The organism is Mesorhizobium sp. WSM4313, assembly GCF_002294725.1.
Classification (GTDB): Bacteria; Pseudomonadota; Alphaproteobacteria; order Rhizobiales; family Rhizobiaceae; genus Mesorhizobium.
Genome location: NZ_NSFT01000007.1, coordinates 239,905 through 258,970, shown reverse-complemented (window position 1 = coordinate 258,970; position 19,066 = coordinate 239,905). Strand labels below are relative to the sequence as shown.

Below are 19,066 nucleotides of genomic sequence, written 5' to 3'. Positions count from 1 at the left end.
ATGTCGTTCTCCCAAAACCGCTGCGCACTTTTGGGCGACATGCATTGAGCCGGATGGCCGGCGGCCGGCCAGAATCCTTGCCGACCCGCGCCCTCCGCCACGGACAAGATGTTTTTTCTCGTTAAAGAACACCCATCTGGGCGTCAAGCCCGAACGCGATCACCTTCGCGGCAGCTGCTTTAATGCATATAGTCTGTCGCGGCGCAAGGACTTGTACGACAACCGGGCAACAAGTTCCGCTGCCCTGGACCATTCGGGCACGCCGCGCTTCGTAAGCGATCAATCGCCGTAAGGCACCCAGACATTCTTGACCTCGATGGCGCGGCGCAGGATGGCCTCGCCGGCCGCCTCGCCCGAGGCCCAGTCGAGGCTACGACCATTGCCGGTCCAGACGCGCTTGAGGTTGCCGATGGAGTCGGCCTCCGCCTTGGCGCAGGTGTCGGCATCGGCGAAGACCCAGAGCCCGTCGACGTCGTCATGCTTGGCCAGCACGCCGGCAAGCTCGGCGCTGCGGCCGGTGACGATGTTGATCGCGCCGGCCGGAATGTCGGAATATTCGATCACCTGGTAGAGGTCGGTGGCCAGCAGCGGGTGGCGCTCCGACGGGACGGCAACAACGGTGTTGCCCATGGCAAGCGCCGGCGCGACCAGCGAAATGAAGTTGAGCAGCGGCTGGTTATCCGGCGCGACGATGCCGACGACGCCCACCGGCTCATGCAGCGCGAGCGTCACGACACGGGCCGGCGGCTGGTGCACGCGGCCTTCGAACTTGTCGGTGAGGCCGGCATACAGGAACAACCGCTCGATCGACTGCTCGACCTCTTCGCGCGCGGCCTTGGCGCCGACGCCGGTGAGTTGGACAAGGCGCGCGGCAAACTCGTCGGCGCGGCCCGACAGGTTCTCGGCGAAGTAATAAAGCACCTGGCTGCGGTTGAAGGCCGTCGCCTCCGGCCAGGCCTTGCAGCCACGCGCGGCTGCGACGGCGTCGCGGATATCCTTGCGGTTGCCGAGACCGACTTCGCCTGCCAGCTTGCCCTTGGCGCTGGCAATGGCGATCGAGTAATTGCCATCCGGGCGCACCTGCTTGCCGCCGATGAACAGTTTTGCCGTGCGGTCGATGGCCAAGCCGTCGGCCTGCTCGACCGGCTGAGCCGAGCCGGCCGCGGCCGGCTTGATGGCGGGGCCGACCGGCAGCTTGGCGGCGAGATATTCGAACATGCCTTCGCGGCCGCCTTCACGGCCAAAGCCGCTTTCGCGATAGCCGCCGAAGCCGCAGGCGGCGTCGAACATGTTGGTGCCGTTGACCCAAACCACGCCCGCCTTCAATTGCGGCGCGACATGCAAGGCGAGGTTGATGTTCTCACTCCAAACGGACGCGGCAAGGCCGTAGCGCGTGTTGTTGGCAAGCTCGATCGCTTCCTCGGTGTTGCGGAAGCTCATCGTCGCCAGAACCGGGCCGAAGACCTCTTCCTGCGCCAGAATATTAGCCGGCGAAACACCCGTCGCCAGCGTCGGCAAGTGATAATAGCCGGAGGATGGCAAAGCGGCGTCCGGCTGCCAGCAGACGGCGCCTTGTTTCGCGCCCTCCGCGATCAGGCCCTTGACGCGGTCCAGCTGGGTGCGATCGACCAGCGGGCCGATATCGGTGTTCTTGTCGAGCGGGCTGCCGACGCGCAGCCGGCTCATCCTGACCTTGATCTTGGCGATGAAGGCCTCCGCAACGCCTTCCTGCACCAGGAGGCGCGAGCCGGCGCAGCAAACCTGGCCCTGGTTGAACCAGATGCCGTCGACCAGCCCCTCGACGGCGCTGTCCAAATCGGCATCCTCGAAGACGATGAAGGCCGACTTGCCGCCGAGCTCCAGCGACAGTTTCTTGCCCGAGCCGGCGGTGGCCTTGCGGATGATCTTGCCGACTTCCGAAGAGCCGGTGAAGGCGATCTTCTGGACGCCGGGATGATTGACGATGGCCGCACCGGCCTCCGGTCCGCCCTGGACGATGTTGACGACGCCCTTCGGCACGCCGGCCCGCTCGCAGATCTCGGCGAACAATATGGCGGTGAGCGGCGTGAATTCGGCCGGCTTCAGCACCACCGTGCAGCCTGCGGCCAAGGCCGGCGCGATCTTCCAGGCCAGCATCAGCAGCGGGAAATTCCACGGGATGACCTGGCCGACGACGCCGACCGGCTTATGGTCGGGAAAGTCCTTGTCCAGCGTCTGCGCCCAGCCGGCATGATGGATGAAGTGGCGGATCGCCAGCGGCACGTCGATGTCGCGGCTTTCGCGGATCGGCTTGCCGTTGTCGATCGATTCCAGCACCGCGAACAGGCGCTGGTGGCGCTGCATGGCGCGGCCGATGGCATAGAGCACTTTCGCGCGGGCGTAGCCCGAGGATGCCGACCATTTTGGCAGCGCCTTTGCTGCCGCCGCGACCGCCGCGTCGATATCGGCGGCGCCGGCATCCGAGATCTCGGCCAGAAGCTTGCCGGAAGACGGCTCGCTGGTGTCGAAAGTCTTGCCGCTTGCCGCCGGCTTCCAGCCGCCGTCGATGAACAGCGCCTTGGAGAAATCGCGTGCGGCGAGCCAGGCATCCGCCTCATTGCGGGCCTCCGGCGCCGGGCCGTATTCCATGGCGTGATAGCGTTCGAGAATGTTCATGGGGCGCACTCGTAGCCTACGCCATCGCGTGGCGGTGGTTGGCCGAATAGTGGCCGGTCAAATGATGTTCGAGCTGGCGCTCGATGTCGGTGAGTAGGCTAGAGGCGCCGAAGCGGAACAGGTCCGGCTCGAGCCAGGGACGGCCGAGCTCCTCTTTCATCAGCACCAGCCAGTCGAGCGAGACTTTTGCCGTCGAAATGCCGCCGGCCGGCTTGAAGCCGATGAGATAGCCGGTCTCCTCAAAATAGGCGCGGATGGCGCGCACCATGGCAAGCCCGACAGGAAGCGTGGCGTTGACGCTTTCCTTGCCGGTCGACGTCTTGATGAAATCGGCGCCCGCCATCATCGCCACCATCGACGCCAGCATGACGTTGCGCAGCGTGGCAAGGTCGCCGGTACCAAGAATGACCTTGAGATGCGCATCGCCGCAGGCGGCGCGCATGGCGACGATCTCGTTGAACAGCTCGCGCCATTTGGCGCCATAGACCAGGCCGCGTGGAATGACGACGTCGATCTCGTCGGCGCCGTCCTTCACCGATGCTTCGATCTCCTGCAGGCGCGTGGAGAGCGGCGCAAGGCCGTGCGGGAAAGCAGTCGAGACGGCGGCGACATGGATGCCGGTGCCGCGCACGGCGTCGACCGCGGTGGCGACGAAGGGATGGTAGACGCAGACCGCCGCCGGACGGATCGCCTCGCCTGATATGCCGAGGCCCTCGACGATATCGCGACGCAGCGGGTTGATCGCCTTGGCGCAAAGCCGGCGCACGCGCTCGTCGGTATCGTTGGAGTTCAGCGTGGTGAGGTCCATGCAGGCGATGGCGCGCAAGAGCCAGGCGGCCTGATTGTCCGCCTTGATCGAGCGCCGCTTGGTGAGCGTCGCGACGCGACGCTCCAGCGCCGAGCGGTTGACGCTGCGCACCGATTCCAGAAAGCCGAGATCGAGCTTCATCCCGGGATTGCGGGCAATGCCGTGGTCCAGCGGTAGCGGCGTATTGGCGGCGGCGCGCGCCGGCAGCGGCATCACCTTGGGCGCGCCTGCGCCGGCCTCGCGGATCGTGCTCATCTCCTGCCCTTTCACTCAGCGCCTTTGCGCTTCTATATCTTCGTGGGTGTCATTGGGTGGCACGAACGAAGATAGCCCGTGAAGCGATGCTTCACGAGTCTTTCAAAGGGTCATAGCGCAAAAAGCCCGCTCAGGCAGCAGATTTTTGACCGTATGGTCAAAACATCATGCTGGGTAGGCGCTCCATGCGTTGGAGATTGGCCGAAATGCCCATCCCTTCGTTATACTCGGGCTTGACCCGAGTATCCATGCCGTGACCTCTGCCACAGAGTGCAACGGTGCAGAATTCTGTAACCGCCGCAACGCCTTAGCGTAACGGCATGGATTCTAGGGTTCTGCGCGCATCGCTCCGCTCCTTGCTCCGCCCTAGAATGACGAAGCGCGAATGCCGTCGCTAATCTCAGACGCCTCCAACAGAGCAGGCGGACCGCGATATGTCTCAGCCGACGAAGGCGCGCTCCACGACGAAGCTGGCCGGATGGCTCAAGGAGCCTTCCTGGAAGCCGAGGCTCTCGGCGAGCTCCTTGACGTCCTTCAGCATGTGCATCGAGCCGCAGATCATGATGCGGTCCGTCTCGGGATTGAGTTTCTCGATGCCGAGGTCCGCATAGAACTTGCCCGAGCCGATCAGCGCGGTGATGCGGCCCATGCGCGCCGATTCCTCGCGGGTCGTCGAATTATAGAGCGTGACGCGGCCGCCGGTCAGCTCGCCGATCAGCGGGTCGCTCTCCAGCCCGGCCACCAGTTCCTGGCCATAGGTGAGCTCGGCATTGTCGCGGCAGGTGTGGGTGAGGATGACCTGGTCGAATTTCTCGTAGGTATCGGGGTCTCGCAGCAGGCTGGCGAAGGGCGCGATGCCGGTGCCGGTCGAGATCATGATCACGCGCTTGGCGGGCGTCAGCGCGTCGAGCACCAGCGTGCCGGTCGACTTCTGACGCATGATGACGGTGTCGCCGACCTCGATCTTCTGCAGCTCGGACGTCAGCGGACCGTCCGGGACCTTGATCGAGAAGAATTCGAGCTCGTCGTCCCAGGCGGGGCTCGCGACCGAATAGGCGCGGAAGATCGGCTTCTCGGCATTGGGCAGGCCGATCATGACGAACTCGCCGGAGCGGAAGCGCAGCGACTGCGGCCGGGTGATGCGGAAGGAGAACAGCCGGTCGGTGTAATGCTTCACCGACACTACGGTTTCGGCATAGACATTGGCCGGGATCGGGAACTGCAGCGGCTTTGCGCCGGCGACGTTCAACGCGGATGTCGTGTTCATTCCAACCCAACTTTCCGGCCCAGATGAAACGCACTGGGCGCCAAACTTTCTCCTGCGCGCCCGAACGGTCAGGTTCCGGCGTGCTCCCTGCACACTGTCAAGCGGTAAGCTCTTGTGTCGATAATTTATTAGTATACAAATGATCTTCAGGTCAAGATGGCGGCGTAAAACGCCTTTCCAAACCGAAGCATATCCGTAGTCCTGGCATTTCGGGTTTCGGCAATGAATGAGAAATTTTCGGCGTCGGCGGGAAGCGTCGTAGCTGGCATCGATGTTGGCGGCACCTTCACTGACCTGCTTTTGATCGACGGCAAGGCGGGTGGCAAAGTCCACATCGCCAAGACCCCGACCACGGTGGAAAACCAAGCCTTCGGCGTGGTCGCAGCCCTTGGCGCCACCGGTTTTCCGATCGACGGCATCGACCTCATCGTGCACGGCACGACGACCACGACCAACGCCGTGCTGGAGCGCCGCCTGGCGCGGACCGGCATGATCACCACGCGCGGCTTTCGCGACGTGATTGAGCTTGGGCGGCGCACAAGGCCGCAGGCCTATGGGATGACGGGCACTTTCGTCCCCGTCATTCCCCGCGACCTTCGGCTCGAAGTCTCGGAGCGGGTCGAGGCGTCGGGCGCCGTGCGCATCCCACTCGACGAAGCCGAGATGCGCGATGGGGTGAAAAAGCTGCTCGACGCCGGCTGCGAGTCGCTGGTCATTCATTTCCTGCACTCTTACGCCAACCCCTCGCATGAGCGGCGCGCCGCCGAGATCGCGGCGGAGCTCTGGCCGAACGGCCACATCACCACCGGCCATGCGCTGCTTTCGGAAGCGCGCGAGTTCGAACGCGGCGTCACCGCGGCAGTCAACGCCTCGGTTCAGCCGATCCTCGAACGCTATGTCGAGCGGCTGCGCAAGGAGCTGGCGGCAAAGGGCTACGCCCGCGACTTCCTGATCATGAACGGCAATGGCGGCATGATCTCGGCCCGCTTCGTCACGCAGGAATCGGCCAAGACCGTGATGTCCGGCCCGGCCTCCGGCGTTATCGCCGCCGCCTATACGGGAAAACGCGCCGGCTTCGGCAATCTCGTCACCTACGACATGGGCGGCACCTCGACCGACGTGGCGCTGATCCGCAACGCCGAACCCGCCGTCTCCAACGAGATCGAGATCGAATATGCGATGCCGATCCATGTGCCGATGGTGGCGGTGCACACGGTGGGCGCCGGCGGCGGCTCGATCGCGCGCGTCGATGCGGCCGGGCTGATCGAGATCGGCCCGGAAAGCGCCGGCGCAAACCCCGGCCCGATCTGCTACGGGCGCGGCGGCATCGAGCCGACCATCACCGACGCCAATCTGGTGCTCGGCCGCCTGGCGCCGAAGAAATTGCTCGCCGTCGACAATCCGGTCACGGTCGAGCGTGTCACCGGCATTTTCGAGGAGAAGATCGGCAAGCGCACAGGCCTTTCCGGCGTCGAAGCGGCGGGTGCTGTGCTGAGGCTCGGCAACATGAAGATGGCGGGCGCGATCCGCATGGTCTCGGTGTCGCGCGGCCACGATCCGCGCGATTTCGCGCTGTTCGCCTTCGGCGGCGCCGGGCCGCTGCACGCGACGGCACTCGCCCGCGAGCTTGGCCTGCCCAGGGTGCTGGTGCCGGCGCGCCCGGGCATCACCAATGCGCTCGGCTGCGTTGTGGCCGATCTGCGGCATGACTTCGTCAACACAATCAACCAGCCGGTCGGCGGCCTCGACGAAACCGCGCTTCGCGAGGTGTTGGAACGGCACCGTAACGAAGGCGAGGCGCTGATCGCCAAGGAAGCGGTGAAGCCCGACGCGATCCGCGTGACGCATTCGGCCGACATGCAGTTCGTCGGTCAGACGCACATTATCAACGTGCCGCTGCCCTCCTTGTCGGTTTCACGAGAAACACTGCAGCTTCTGTTCGAAAAAGCCTATTTCGCGCGCTTCAAGGTCGAGTTGCCGGAGATCCGCGCCAACCTCGTCAACCTCAACACATCGGTTACCGGCGTGCGGCCGCAGATCGACCTGTCGCGGCTGATCGACCCCGCAGGACGTGCCACCACGCTCGAGGAGGCGCGGCGCGAAATCCGGCCGGTCTGGTACAGCGGGCGCTGGCATGACACGCCGGTCTACGCGCGCGAAAAGCTGCCGCTCGACGCAACAATTGTGGGGCCGGCAATCCTCGAGCAGATGGATGCCACGACCGTGCTCGAACCAGGCGACCGGGCGCGCTCGGATGCCGACGGCAACATCATCATCGACATCGGCGAGGCTTAAGATGGCAAAGCTCGACACGATCACGCTTTCGGTGCTGCAGGCGGCGCTGCAGCAGGTCTGCGACGAGATGGACCTGACCTTCTCGCGCGCGGCCTTCTCGCCGGTTATCGCGGAAGCCAATGACCGTTCGGACGGCATCTATTCGGCCGTCGATGGGTCGCTGATCGCGCAGGGCAGCCAGGGCCTGCCGGTCTTCGTCGGTGTCATGCAATACTCGACCAGGACGGTCATCGAGATGATCGCCGACGGCCGTTGCCTGGCACCCGAGCCCGGCGACATCTACATCGTCAACGACCCCTATCTCGGCGGCACGCATCTGATGGATGTGCGCTTCGTCATGCCGGTCTATCGCGGCGGCAAGATCTTCTGCTGGCTTTCCAACACCGGTCATTGGCCGGATATTGGCGGTTCGGTGCCGGGCGGCTTCTCCGCTTCAGCCACCGCGGTCGAGCAAGAGGGCTTGCGTCTTCCACCGGTAAAGCTGTTCAAGAAGGGCGCGCTCGATCCGGAGATCTACGCCATCATCTGTTCCAACATCCGGGTCGCCGACCAGCGCATCGGCGACATCCGCGCGCAGGCTGCGGCGCTGCTGATCGGCCAGGACAGACTCAACGAAATCCTGGATCGTTACGGGGACGAAACCGTCGTCGAGGCCATTGCCGAACTGCGCCGCCGCGCCGCTGAGCAGATGCGCGCCTCGATCGCCGTGATCCCGGACGGCGTCTACCGCTCGCAGGCCTTCGTCGATTCCGACGGCGTGGTGAACGAGCCGCTGACCATCAATCTCGCCGTCGAGAAGCAAGGCGACACGCTGACCTTCGACTTTGCCGGCTCATCGAAACCCTGCGCCGGGCCGATGAACAGCGTGCTGGCGACGACGCTGTCCTCGGTTTATCTGGCCATGCGGCATATTTTTCCAGAAGTGCCGATCAGCGCCGGCGCCTTCGAGCCGCTAAACGTCAAGCGGCCGGAAGGCACGTTCCTCGACGCCAAATATCCGCGCCCGGTCTCGGGCTGCGCGGCGGAGGTTTCGCAGCGCATCGCCGAAGCCGTATTCGCCGCTATGGTGCAGGCGCTGCCGGAAAAGGTGACGGCGGCACCCGCCGGCTCCAGCGGCAATTTCGCGCTCGGCGGCAACGATCCGGCACGCGGCCGCGACTATGTCATGTACCAGATCTCGGGCGGCGGTTATGGCGGCAATGCCGGCCATGACGGCTTGAGCAATGGCTGCTCGACCATCGGCATTTCGAAATCGCCGCCGGTCGAGATCATGGAGCAGGCTTTTCCGGTGCTCTACCGGCATTACGCCTTGCGCGAAGGCTCCGGCGGCGCGGGAAAACATCGCGGTGGCTTCGGGCTCGCCTATGAAGTCGAGCTATTGCGCGGCGAAGCGCGCGCATCATTCGTCATGGATCACGGCCGCTTCGGGCCGCAAGGCGCGCTCGGCGGCAGGGACGGCGCGCCGAACAGCGTCACCGTGTTCCGGGGCGGCGAAGCGCATGTGCCGCCGCATCTTTCCAAGGAACAGGACATCGCGCTCAAGGCCGGCGACCGCGTGCGTGTCGGCACGCCCGGCGGCGGCGGTTACGGCGATCCGCGCGAGCGCGACCCGAAGCTGGTCGCCGAGGATGTCAGGCTCGGGTACTATACGGCTGAGCAGGCCAGGGAGATGTTCGGGGTGGACGTGTAGGCGGACGGCTAACGATCGATCGAAGGTGCCGACACGCTTCCGTCGAGTTCCTTCACACCCCCCTCTGCCCTGCCGGGCATCTCCCCCGCAAGGGGGGAGATTGGCAGTTTCAGCCTTGGCGCTCTCTCTTCAACGCCGGAGATTTGCGAAGGCCGAGATGACATCTGATCTCCCCCCTTGTGGGGGAGATGGCCGGCAGGCCAGAGGGGGGGTGCTGTCCCTCCAGCGTCTAGAGGTGCCACCCTCTCGAAAGCAACCCTTCACGCCAGCTTCGCCAACAGCCGCAGGAACGTCGCGGTTTCCTTGGCAGTCAGCGGCGCCAACGTCTCCTCGGTGATTGCGCGCGCGAGCGGGATCAGCCGCTCGATCGCCTCGCGGCCTTCCGGCGTCAGATTGACCAGCAGCCGCCTTTTGTCGACCTCGTGCTTGGAAACTTCGACCAGCCCGCGCGCCTTCAGCCGGTCGATGACACCCTTCACGGTCGCGGCGTCCATGGCAATCAGCGTTCCCAACTGGTTCTGCGAGGTTTCGCCGATATCGTAAAGCTTGGCCAAAGCGGCAAATTGCGGCGGCGTCAGGTCGCCGATATGCGAGGCGAAGATCGAAACATGGCGCTGGTGCGCCTTGCGCAGGATGAAGCCGACCTGGTCCTGCAGGTGGTAGTTGTTCTCGTCGCCGTCTTCGGCTTCGACCAGCCGCAGCAGATTGTCCTCGGCGCTCATCTCAGGCCGTCCCATGCCTTGATGTCCTCGGCAGCCAGGCCGCCCATGCGGTTGTGGACACGCGGGCCGCAGGTCATGGCGAGGCAGAACAGGATCTCGTCCGGACGCGGGCCGTCGCTGATGCCGACCTCCATGGCGTCGAAATGGCTGCGCACATAGGCGGCGTTGATGTGGCCAAGCGGCACGTCGAGCCTTGCTCCGAAGACCCCGACCTTCTTGGCCGAGGGCACGATCGCCTTGGCGTCGCCCAGACGCTCGCGCATGGCGTAGCCGCCCGGCACATGCCATAGCGCACCGTGCTCCAGCTCCCCTGCCGTGCCGACTATGGCGCCCTTGCCGTAGCCGTCGATCTTCTTCACGTCGCCGCCAAGTGCTGCGATCAGCCTGTCCGAGAGCAGAAGCCCGAGCGGCTTCAGGTCCTCCATCGCGCCCTGCAGGTCTTCGACATAACGGCCAGCGAAGGGATTTTTCACAAGCGCCATGGCAGCCGCGCGCAGGCGCGGCTCTCTGGCCGTGGGTCCGCCCTCGTGGAAAATTTCCTCGGTCAGAACCGCAACCTTGCGGATCGGAAACTCAGGCATCGGCAAATTCCTCCTGTGCATGCTTGTTGGGCGCAGCGAGCGTCACCGAGCCACTGATGCGGGCTTCGCCAGCCAGAAACAGCGCCGATGCGGCGATCAGGCCGCGCCGGCGAAAATCTTCGGCGACGGCAAGGCCGTTGTCCAGCGCGCGCGCAATTTCGGCGGCATCAAGTGGGCCGACGCTTTGTGTCACCAGCATCTCGCCGAGATCGCTGTCCGACGCCAGATCGCGCGCGGCGGCGCGTGCAATGGCGGGATGTCCAGGTAGATCGACGGCGTTGGCAATCAGCGTTGCCGCCGCGTCGGCCTCGGCGCCGGTCGGCGCCAGCACCGTGACGGCATCGGCTATGCCCAGCGAAAACGACCGGCCGCGCCAGCCGCTCGTGGCGACGCCGCGCACGCCGTCTTCGGCTCGAATGGCGACGCGGTCGGCCATGCCGTGCCCGGTGCCGGCGATCGCCACCGTCATCGTCTGGCCGATGCCAAGATGGAGAGCGCAGTCGCCGCCATTGTTGACGTAAGCGCGGTCGAGCCGGCGGCCGGCGAGCATTGCGCTGAGAATTTCGTCGGCTACCGAACCGGCAACGGCGGCCATCGGCGTGATAAAGCATTCCGCCAACGGCATGACGGCCGCCTCCATGCGGCGCGCTGTCGGGCCGGCGAAATCGCGCGGCGCCAGGAAGAAGGCCGGCAGGCGCAATTCGGGCAGCTCCTCGACCACCTCGATCAGGATCGTCTGAAAGCGCGCGACCGCCTGTTCGTAAGCGGCGCGGCATTCACTCGGCTCGCCAAAAGCCTCGACTATCAGATCGATCGGCCCATGGTTGAGATGGAGCCGCCTGCCGTCGGCAAGCCAATGCGCCTGCGGGCCGTTCATCAGCCGGCCCCGTTCGCCACGGCGCGGCGCAGTTGCGCCAACGGCGGCCAGGGGTTATCGGCCGGCGCGCCCGTGCCGCGGCGCGGATTGAGATATTCGCCACCCTTGGCGAGGATGTCCTCGATGCTGCGGATCTCGTTCTCATAGCCGCCCAGCCGGACATAGTCGTCACGGCGCATGGTGAACTCGATCGGCGCCACCAGCGCCGGCGTCGGCACATAGCCGAAGGCGCCTTCCGGCACGCGGGTGACGTCGACCATCAGCGTGATGCCGCCGCCCGGCCAGACATAGACCGGCGCGCCGCCCACCGTCACATAGGTCTTCAGGCCTTGCACCGAGCGGGTGAGGTTGACCGGGTTTTCGGTGACGCCGGCGCGCAGCGAGCCGCCGGCGCCGCCGATGAACAGAACCGTGCACAGCGCCGGCTCGCAATTGTCCTCGATCAGGCCGACGGACTTTTGCAGCCGCTCGGGAAATGGCTTCTGGACCGGCTTCAGCTGGTCGTCGAGCTCGTAATAGGCGAACTGCTCGCCGGTGGTCGACACCATCAGCAGCGACAGGCCGGGACGCGCGCCCTTCTTGGCGTTCCAATCGCCGAGGATCGACAGCGGATCGGAGATCGTGGTGCCGCCCCAGCCGAGACCGGGCTCGGATACCTTGAAGTAGCGGCCGGGGGTCGAGCGGCGGCCGATGATTTTTATCCCGGTATCCTCCCAGCCCAGCACCTTGCCGGCCTGATGCTCGGAGACGACGCCGGTGATGTGGTCGTCGACCACCACCACCTCGTCGACGAGACCGCGCCATTGCGTGGCGAACATGCCGATGGTGGCCGAGCCGCAGCCGACGCGCATGCGATGCTCGACCTTGCCGTCGATGACCGGCGCCTTGCCGGCTTCAACGATGACCGTCGCGCCGCCGTCGATGGTGAGCTCGACCGGTTTCCTGTTGCAGAGATTGAGCAGCGCGTCGCAGGTGGCACGTCCCTCCGCTTTCGAGCCGCCGGTCAAATGATGGACGCCGCCGAGCGACAGCATTTGCGAGCCGTATTCGCCCGTCGTGACATGGCCGATCGCCTCGCCTTGCGCGCGCACTGTCGCCGTCTCGTCGCCGATATGGCGGTCGGTGTCGATCTTCACCTTGACGCCGCAGTACGAAAAAATGCCTTCGGTGACGACGGTGACGAGATCGACGCCCTCGACTTCCTGGCTGACGATGAAAGGCGCCGGCTTATAGTCCGGATAGGTGGTGCCGGCGCCGATCGCCGTGACGAAGCGGCGGCCGGTGTTGACCAGCTCGCCGTTCCACGCTTCGCCATCGGCAATGAACGGCACGACCGCGCCGCCGGCCTCGGCCGCGTGGTCGAGGATGGTCAGCGGATCCATGCGCACGATGCGGCCGCCGACATTGCCGTAGCGGTCGCAGGCGCCGGTGCGGCCGTCGGCGATGTAGCACATGACCGGGCAGGCATCGCAGCGGATCTTTTCCGCCACCTGCTTCTCACCGGGATCGTGGGTTTCGAAACGTTCGGCAAGCTCGCTCATCGGCGCGCCTCCTTCTCGCGGATCGCCGCCAGGATGCGGCTCGGCGTCGCCGGCACCTTGGTGACCAGGACGCCTGTGGCATGGCGGATGGCGTTGAGGATCGCCGGCGCGGTCGGGATCAGCACATGCTCGCCCAACCCTTTGGCACCGAACGGTCCTTCCGGATCCGGAACCTCGACCAATATATGTTCGACGGGCGGCACGTCGCCGATGGTCGGGATGAGATAGTCGTGCAGGTTCTCGGTGCGGCCGGGGATATATTCCTCCATCAGCGCCATGCCGATGCCTTGCGCGATGCCGCCCTCGATCTGGCCTTCGATCAGGACCGGGTTGATCGCCTTGCCGACATCATGCGCCGCGGTGATCTTGATCAGCTTCACGGTGCCAAGTTTGAGATCGACCTCGAGCTCGGCGATCTGCGCGCCATAGCCGTAGACCGCGTAAGGCTTGCCCTGGCCCTTGGCATCGAGCGGCAGCGTCGGCGGGTCGTAGGTTTCTTCCGCGACGAAGACGAAGCCATCGGCATCGGCCTTCAGCGCCGAAAGATCGATGCGCCGCGCGGCATCGCCCTCCCGGATGGAGATGCTGTCGCCGTCGAGCGCGATCGTCGCCTGACCGGAGACATTGGCAAAACGCAGGATTTTCTCACGCAGCGCCCGGCCGGCCTTCTCGGCGGCCTTGCCGGTGACAAAAGTCTGGCGCGAGGCGGATGTTTTGCCGGCATCGGGCGTGATGGCGGTGTCGGCGCTCTTCAGCGAGAAACTGGCCAGCGGCAGGCCGAGCGCGTCGGCACAGATCTGGGCGATCACGGTGTTGGAGCCCTGGCCGATGTCGACCGCGCCCTGGTGCAGGACGACGTCGCCGGAGGCCGAGATGCCGACCTTGATGGTCGAAGGATTGGGCAACGAGGTGTTGCCGCAGCCATACCAGCAGGAGGCGATGCCGACGCCGCGCTTGCTTGCCGTATGGGTGGCATTAAACGCCTCCGCGTCCGCCAACGCACGCGCCCAGTGCGGCTTGAGCTGTTCCAGGCATTCGCCGATACCGACACCGGATTCCAGGCGCTGACCGGTGACCGTTTCGTACCCGTTACGAAGACAGTTCTTCAGCCGAAAATCGAGACGATCCATGCCGAGCCTTGCGGCGAGCTCGTCATAGAGCGTTTCCTGCATGATGGTGGCTTGCGGCACACCGAAGCCGCGGAAGGCGCCGGCGATCGGGCCATTGGTATGAATGGCGTAGCCCGTCGCCCGGTAGTTCGGCGTGAGGTAAGGGCCGGAGGCATGCACCGGCACGCGATTGGCGACCGTCGGGCCCCAGCTGGCATAGGCGCCGGTGTTGAAATCGCCCTCGAAGACCATGCCTGTGACACGGCCCTCGGCATCGGCGCCGATCGTCGCCTTCATCTCGGCCGGATGGCGCTTGGTGGTCGACATCATCGATTCGTTGCGCGTGTAGGCAAGTGCCGCCGGCCGCCCGGTCTTCATCGCCACGAGGCCGATGAGAGGCTGCAGCGAGACATCGAGCTTCGAGCCGAAGCCGCCGCCTGTCGCGGTCGGCACGATACGGACCTTCTCCGCAGGAAGGCCCAGCACCTTGGCCGTGTCGTCGCGGTCCATATAGGGCGCCTGGGTGCAGGCGATGACGACCAGCGTGTCGCCGTCCATATAAGCATAGCCGGCTTCCGGCTCGATATAGGCGTGCTCGACAAAGGAGGTCTCGATGGCGCCGGAGACAGTGACCGCTGCGCCGGCGAGCGCGCCATCGGGATCGCCGCGCTCGACATAGCCGGAGGTGAGCAGGTTTGCCGGTCGGTGCGGATGGATCAGTGCCGCGCCATCAGCTTTCGCATCGCGCGGCTGCAGCATATGCGGCAGCTCGGTCCAGGCGATCGGGAAATCCGTCAGGTCGAGATCGAGGATCGCCTCGCGCTCGCCGGCCACCAGGGCCACGGCCTCGCCGCGCAGGCGCGCAAAGCCCTCGGCCAGCGCCGGCTGGTCGGCGAAGGGGCCGATGACGCCGAAACAGTTGTGGCCAGGGATATCCGCCGCCGTGAAGACGCCGGCAATGCCGGGGTGCGCCTTGGTCCAGGCATCGAGATCGCCGAAGCTGAAGCGGGCATGATAATGCGGCGAGCGCACCACAAGCACCGCCAGTGCGTCGGACGGGAAGGAATCGCCGCCGAATTTTTCGGCGCCTGTGACTTTCGGCACGCCGTCGAGCCGGATCGGCGAGGCACCGACGGCATGGCCGGCTTCCGGCAGGCGAAGATCCACGCTGTTCATGTGCTGCGAGGCCTGCATCACCGCCGCGACGATTTTCCTGTAGCCGGTGCAGCGGCAGAGCACGCCGCCCAGCGCGTCCTGCGTCTCGGCCTCACTCGGCGTAGGATTGCGGTCCAGCAGCGCGGTGGCCGCCACCAGCAGGCCGGGCGTGCAGATGCCGCATTGCGCGGCGCCATGTTCGAGGAAGGAGGCCTGCAAGGCGGACAGCCGGCCATCGGCGAGGCCCTCGACAGTGGTGACGGAGGCGCCGGCTACGGAGGCCACCGCCATCAGGCAGGCGCAGACCGGATTGCCGTCGACCAGCACCGTGCAGGCGCCGCAGTCGCCGGCATCGCAGCCGACCTTGGTGCCGGTCAGCCGCAACTCGTCGCGCAACACCTGCGACAGCCGCCTGACCGGCGGCACCGACACGCTGACGGCGCCGCCGTTGACCTCGAAGGCGATCTCGGAGCGGTCCATACTGGACCGGGCCATGCCAGATTGAGCCATGCCGGATTTGGCAGCGCCGGACTGGGTCATGCTCATGCGGCCACCTTGCCTTCGCCATGACCGATCGCAGCGCGCACCGCGCGGGCTACGATCTCGCGCGCGGCTGCTTGTCGGTATTCCGCGCTGCCACGCACATCGGCGATCGGCGACAATTCGTCGATCGGCGCCGATAGCACCGCATCGGCAAGGACAGAAGTAACTGGCTGCCCGCGCAACGCCGCCTCGACACCGGCGAGACGGCGGGCGACTGCCGAGCAGGCGCCGACGGCGATCGCCGCATCCGCGACGACGCCATTCTCGACCACCAGCCGCGCCGCGGCCATGGCGATCGAGATGACGAGATAGCGCCGGGCGCCGAGCTTGACGAAGGCCGAGCTGCCGGCAGCGGAACGCTTCGGCACGCGGATGGCGGTGACCATCTCGCCCGGCTGCAGCGCGGTGCGGCGATTGCCAAGGATGAAGTCACCGAGGGCCAGATGGCGGACGGCTTTCGCCGAGCGCAATTCGACATCGGCATCGAGGGCCAAAAGCGCCGGCACGCCATCCGCTGCCGGCGAGGCATTGCAGAGATTGCCGGCCACCGAGGCGACATTCTGGATTTGGACCGAACCGACCTCGCGCGCGGCCGATTTCAACGCATCGAACGCGGCCGGCAACGGGTGGCGCACGATGTCGGTCCAGGTTGTGCGGGCACCGATCCGCCAATGCTCCCCGGTCTCGGCGATGCCGCGCAGTTCGGCGAGAGCGTTGATGTCGAGGACGTTGTCGCGGAAGGGTTTCGCGCCCTGCGCCGGATAGAAATCCGTGCCGCCGGCGAGAATGCGCCAGCGGTCCTCGCCGAGCAAAGCGAGCGTTTCGTCGACCGTGGTGGGTTTTGCGTAACGGATCACGCTCTGCCTTCCAGACAATTGCGCCTTCCCAGACCTTAGGCCTTCCCCAGGCCTCCCGAAGTGCCGCTTCAGGTCTTCTTGCCGGTCTCCGGACCGGTCAAATTCATTCGTATGCAAATGATATCAGGCCGGCCGGAATTGTCAAAGCCGGAGTTGGCGCCGCGAAGAGCTGAACGCGATTGTTATGGCGCCGGAGGTTGACGCCGCCGGCCATCTGGTCAAGGTTCCGTGTCCGGTCGCGTCAGCGGCTTTTGGACAGGTGCCCCAAGCCAGACGAGAGGGCCGAAACGAGAGGGAGCCGCATGGCCGAAGAAGCGCTCATCGTCATCGACCTGCAGAACGATTTTTGCCCCGGCGGCGCGCTGGCGGTCGCCGGCGGCGATGAGATCGTCCCCTTGGTCAACGACCTGATCCGGCGAACGGAGCACGTGATCCTGACCCAGGACTGGCACCCGGCCGGGCATTCGAGCTTTGCCTCCAGCCATCCGGGTAAGCAGCCTTTCGAGGGCATCGAGATGCCATATGGGCCGCAGACGCTGTGGCCAGATCATTGCATCCAGGGAAGCCTCGGCTCGGATTTCCATTCCGGGCTCGCCTGGACCAAGGCGGAACTGGTGATCCGTAAGGGGTTCCGCACGGCGATCGATTCTTATTCCGCCTTCTTCGAGAACGACCATAAGACGCCGACCGGCCTCGGAGGCTATCTGAAGGAACGCGGCGTCGACACGATCACCCTGGTCGGCCTCGCCACCGATTTCTGCGTCGCCTTCTCTGCGCTCGACGCGGTGAAGCAGGGTTTCAGGACGACCGTGCGGCTCGACGCCTGCCGCGGCATCGACCTCAACGGCTCGGTCGAGGCGATGCTGAAGCGGATGCGCGACGCCGGCGTGACACTCGAAGACCATTCGGCGGACTGATCCGCCAGTGGAGAAGAGCCCCTTCGCCCAGATTGCGGGCTCCCCCTTCTCCCCTTGTGGGAGAAGGTGTCGCCGAAGGCGACGGATGAGGGGTGTTCCAGGGAACGCCAACGCCTCACTCCGCTGGAACACCCCTCATCCGTCTCGGCGCTACGCGCCGATCCACCTTCTCCCACAAGGGGAGAAGGGGAAGGCGCGCCGCGGCCGAAGGAAGGAGCTTTTCGCATTCATCGCGCTCGCCATCGCGATGCTGTTTCCGGTCCAGGCTCTCGCCTCCGAAATTCACGGACTGCCGGGCGCCGCGATGCCGCTGTGGTGGGGATTGCCTTTTGCCGGCCTGCTGTTGTCGATTGCGACCGGACCGCTGCTTTTCCCGCATGCGTGGGAGCATCATTACGGCAAGATCGCCGCTGCCTGGGCCATGCTGGCGGTGGTGCCGCTGACGATCGCCTTCGGCCTTCCGTCGGCAGGCGAAGCGGTGCTGCACACGCTCCTTACCGAATATCTGTCCTTCATCATCCTCCTGTTCGCGCTCTACACCATCTCGGGCGGCATCCTGCTTGCCGGCAATATCCACGGCACGCCGCTCGTCAATGCCGGCCTGCTGCTCATCGGTGCGCTGCTTGCCTCGGTGATCGGCACGACCGGCGCCTCGATGATCCTGATCCGGCCGATGCTGCGCGCCAACGACAACCGGCCGTTCAACGCCCATGTGGTGATCTTCTTCATTTTCCTGGTCTCCAACATCGGCGGCTCGCTGACGCCGCTTGGCGATCCGCCTCTGTTCGTCGGCTTCCTGCGCGGCGTCGATTTTTTCTGGACGACCGCGAACCTGTGGCGCGAGACGCTGTTCAGCGGCGGGCTGGTGCTCACCGTCTTCCTGGCGCTCGACATCATGCTGCATCGCCGCGAGGGCGGCATGCCGAAGATCAAGGATCCGACGCCGGACACGAAGGTGCGCCTGCGCGGCCTCGCCAACCTGCCGCTGCTTGCCGGCGTGATCGGCGCGATCCTGCTTTCGGCGAGCTGGAAGCCGGGCGTCAGCATCCCGATTCTCGGCGTCGGCCTCGAGCTGCAGAACCTGGTGCGCGACGCCATCATCATGGCGCTCGCCTTGCTGTCCCTCAAGGTGTCGTACAAGAGCCACCGCGAGGCGAACGGCTTCACCTGGGAGCCGATCGCCGAGGTAGCGAAGCTCTTTGCCGGCATCTTCACCTGCATCGTGCCGGTGATCGCTATCCTGCGGGCCGGCCATGACGGCGCGCTGGCGCCGCTCGTGGCCCTGGTCACATCCGCCGACGGCCAGCCGAACAATCTCGCCTATTTCTGGCTGACCGGGGCGTTGTCGTCGTTCCTCGACAATGCGCCGACCTATCTGGTGTTCTTCGAGCTTGCCGGCGGCGAGGCGCACCACTTGATGACCGAGGCCGCCTCGACATTGGCCGCGATCTCGGCGGGCGCCGTGTTCATGGGCGCCAACACCTATATCGGCAATGCGCCGAACTTCATGGTCTTCGCCATCGCCCGGCATCGCGGCTTCAAGATGCCCGGCTTCTTCGGCTATATGGCGTGGTCGGGGCTGGTGCTGATCCCGACGTTCTTGATCGCCGGGTTAATGTTTTTTCGATGAGCTGAGCTACTCAATTTCCACCGCCGGCGCTGCCCCTCATCTGGCTGCCGCCATCTTCTCCCCGTGAACGGGGAGAAGGGGGCTGGCATCGCCGATTTCGCCAATCACCAACGTTGCAGAATGACCGCCGAGGTCGCGGCCAGCTTCTTTCTCCCCGTTCACGG

At 65.5% G+C, this 19,066-nt stretch carries 13 protein-coding genes; 4 read left to right on the top strand and 9 right to left on the bottom strand.

Annotated features, from left to right (window positions below):
- Nucleotides 1-279: 279 nt before the first annotated feature.
- The 3 genes from CK219_RS18350 to CK219_RS18340 form a co-directional block, all read right to left on the bottom strand.
- Nucleotides 280-2,655 carry an aldehyde dehydrogenase family protein gene (locus CK219_RS18350; RefSeq protein WP_095768141.1) on the bottom strand — a complete coding sequence of 792 codons (2,376 nt, stop codon included), beginning with the start codon at nt 2,653-2,655 and terminating at the stop codon, nt 280-282.
- A 16-nt stretch (nt 2,656-2,671) separates the two neighbouring features.
- Complete coding sequence (gene deoC / locus CK219_RS18345; protein ID WP_095768140.1) at nt 2,672-3,718, bottom strand: deoxyribose-phosphate aldolase; 1,047 nt, start codon at nt 3,716-3,718, stop codon at nt 2,672-2,674.
- A gap of 439 nt (nt 3,719-4,157) precedes the next feature.
- Nucleotides 4,158-4,985: a ferredoxin--NADP reductase gene (locus CK219_RS18340; protein ID WP_095768139.1), complete on the bottom strand. Its 828-nt coding sequence runs from the start codon at nt 4,983-4,985 to the stop codon at nt 4,158-4,160.
- A 222-nt stretch (nt 4,986-5,207) separates the two neighbouring features.
- Here CK219_RS18340 and CK219_RS18335 point away from each other — a divergent pair, with 222 nt between their 5' ends.
- A complete protein-coding gene (locus CK219_RS18335) occupies nt 5,208-7,280 on the top strand; it encodes a hydantoinase/oxoprolinase family protein (RefSeq protein WP_095768138.1) in 2,073 nt (690 codons plus the stop codon).
- 1 nt (nt 7,281) lies between these two features.
- A complete protein-coding gene (locus CK219_RS18330; protein WP_095768137.1) occupies nt 7,282-8,970 on the top strand; it encodes a hydantoinase B/oxoprolinase family protein in 1,689 nt (562 codons plus the stop codon).
- A gap of 260 nt (nt 8,971-9,230) precedes the next feature.
- Here CK219_RS18330 and CK219_RS18320 read toward each other — a convergent pair whose 3' ends face one another.
- The 6 genes from CK219_RS18320 to CK219_RS18295 all read right to left on the bottom strand — a co-directional run bounded on the left by CK219_RS18320 (nt 9,231) and on the right by CK219_RS18295 (nt 16,355).
- Nucleotides 9,231-9,692, bottom strand: coding sequence for a MarR family transcriptional regulator (locus CK219_RS18320; protein ID WP_095768135.1), 462 nt, complete (start codon nt 9,690-9,692; stop codon nt 9,231-9,233).
- Nucleotides 9,689-10,273, bottom strand: a complete 585-nt coding sequence (locus CK219_RS18315) for an amino acid synthesis family protein (protein ID WP_095768134.1) — start codon at nt 10,271-10,273, stop codon at nt 9,689-9,691. The genes CK219_RS18320 and CK219_RS18315 overlap by 4 nt, the downstream gene beginning before the upstream one ends.
- A complete protein-coding gene (locus CK219_RS18310; RefSeq protein WP_095768133.1) occupies nt 10,266-11,150 on the bottom strand; it encodes a hypothetical protein in 885 nt (294 codons plus the stop codon). The genes CK219_RS18315 and CK219_RS18310 overlap by 8 nt, the downstream gene beginning before the upstream one ends.
- Entirely contained in the window at nt 11,150-12,691 is a 1,542-nt protein-coding gene (locus CK219_RS18305; protein ID WP_095768132.1) for a 6-hydroxynicotinate reductase, read from the bottom strand. The genes CK219_RS18310 and CK219_RS18305 overlap by 1 nt, the downstream gene beginning before the upstream one ends.
- Nucleotides 12,688-15,435 carry a molybdopterin-dependent oxidoreductase gene (locus CK219_RS18300; RefSeq protein WP_176477066.1) on the bottom strand — a complete coding sequence of 916 codons (2,748 nt, stop codon included), beginning with the start codon at nt 15,433-15,435 and terminating at the stop codon, nt 12,688-12,690. The genes CK219_RS18305 and CK219_RS18300 overlap by 4 nt, the downstream gene beginning before the upstream one ends.
- 62 nt (nt 15,436-15,497) lie before the next feature.
- Nucleotides 15,498-16,355: a xanthine dehydrogenase family protein subunit M gene (locus CK219_RS18295; protein WP_095768130.1), complete on the bottom strand. Its 858-nt coding sequence runs from the start codon at nt 16,353-16,355 to the stop codon at nt 15,498-15,500.
- Between the two features lie 302 nt (nt 16,356-16,657).
- Here CK219_RS18295 and pncA point away from each other — a divergent pair, with 302 nt between their 5' ends.
- Together pncA and CK219_RS18285 are read left to right on the top strand one after the other, a co-directional pair.
- The gene (gene pncA / locus CK219_RS18290; RefSeq protein WP_095768129.1) at nt 16,658-17,272 is read left to right on the top strand and encodes a bifunctional nicotinamidase/pyrazinamidase; all 615 of its coding nucleotides are present in this window, start codon (nt 16,658-16,660) and stop codon (nt 17,270-17,272) included.
- Nucleotides 17,273-17,519: 247 nt separating this feature from the next.
- Nucleotides 17,520-18,902: a sodium:proton antiporter gene (locus CK219_RS18285; RefSeq protein WP_095768128.1), complete on the top strand. Its 1,383-nt coding sequence runs from the start codon at nt 17,520-17,522 to the stop codon at nt 18,900-18,902.
- Nucleotides 18,903-19,066: the final 164 nt, after the last annotated feature.

Bases quoted from the DNA above. Each gene is read 5' to 3' on its own strand.
- CK219_RS18350 (WP_095768141.1), bottom strand. From the start codon at position 2,655: ATGAACATTCTCGAACGCTATCACGCCATGGAATACGGCCCGGCGCCG.
- deoC (WP_095768140.1), bottom strand. From the start codon at position 3,718: ATGAGCACGATCCGCGAGGCCGGCGCAGGCGCGCCCAAGGTGATGCCG.
- CK219_RS18340 (WP_095768139.1), bottom strand. From the start codon at position 4,985: ATGAACACGACATCCGCGTTGAACGTCGCCGGCGCAAAGCCGCTGCAG.
- CK219_RS18335 (WP_095768138.1), top strand. From the start codon at position 5,208: ATGAATGAGAAATTTTCGGCGTCGGCGGGAAGCGTCGTAGCTGGCATC.
- CK219_RS18330 (WP_095768137.1), top strand. From the start codon at position 7,282: ATGGCAAAGCTCGACACGATCACGCTTTCGGTGCTGCAGGCGGCGCTG.
- CK219_RS18320 (WP_095768135.1), bottom strand. From the start codon at position 9,692: ATGAGCGCCGAGGACAATCTGCTGCGGCTGGTCGAAGCCGAAGACGGC.
- CK219_RS18315 (WP_095768134.1), bottom strand. From the start codon at position 10,273: ATGCCTGAGTTTCCGATCCGCAAGGTTGCGGTTCTGACCGAGGAAATT.
- CK219_RS18310 (WP_095768133.1), bottom strand. From the start codon at position 11,150: ATGAACGGCCCGCAGGCGCATTGGCTTGCCGACGGCAGGCGGCTCCAT.
- CK219_RS18305 (WP_095768132.1), bottom strand. From the start codon at position 12,691: ATGAGCGAGCTTGCCGAACGTTTCGAAACCCACGATCCCGGTGAGAAG.
- CK219_RS18300 (WP_176477066.1), bottom strand. From the start codon at position 15,435: ATGGACCGCTCCGAGATCGCCTTCGAGGTCAACGGCGGCGCCGTCAGC.
- pncA (WP_095768129.1), top strand. From the start codon at position 16,658: ATGGCCGAAGAAGCGCTCATCGTCATCGACCTGCAGAACGATTTTTGC.
- CK219_RS18285 (WP_095768128.1), top strand. From the start codon at position 17,520: ATGCTGTTTCCGGTCCAGGCTCTCGCCTCCGAAATTCACGGACTGCCG.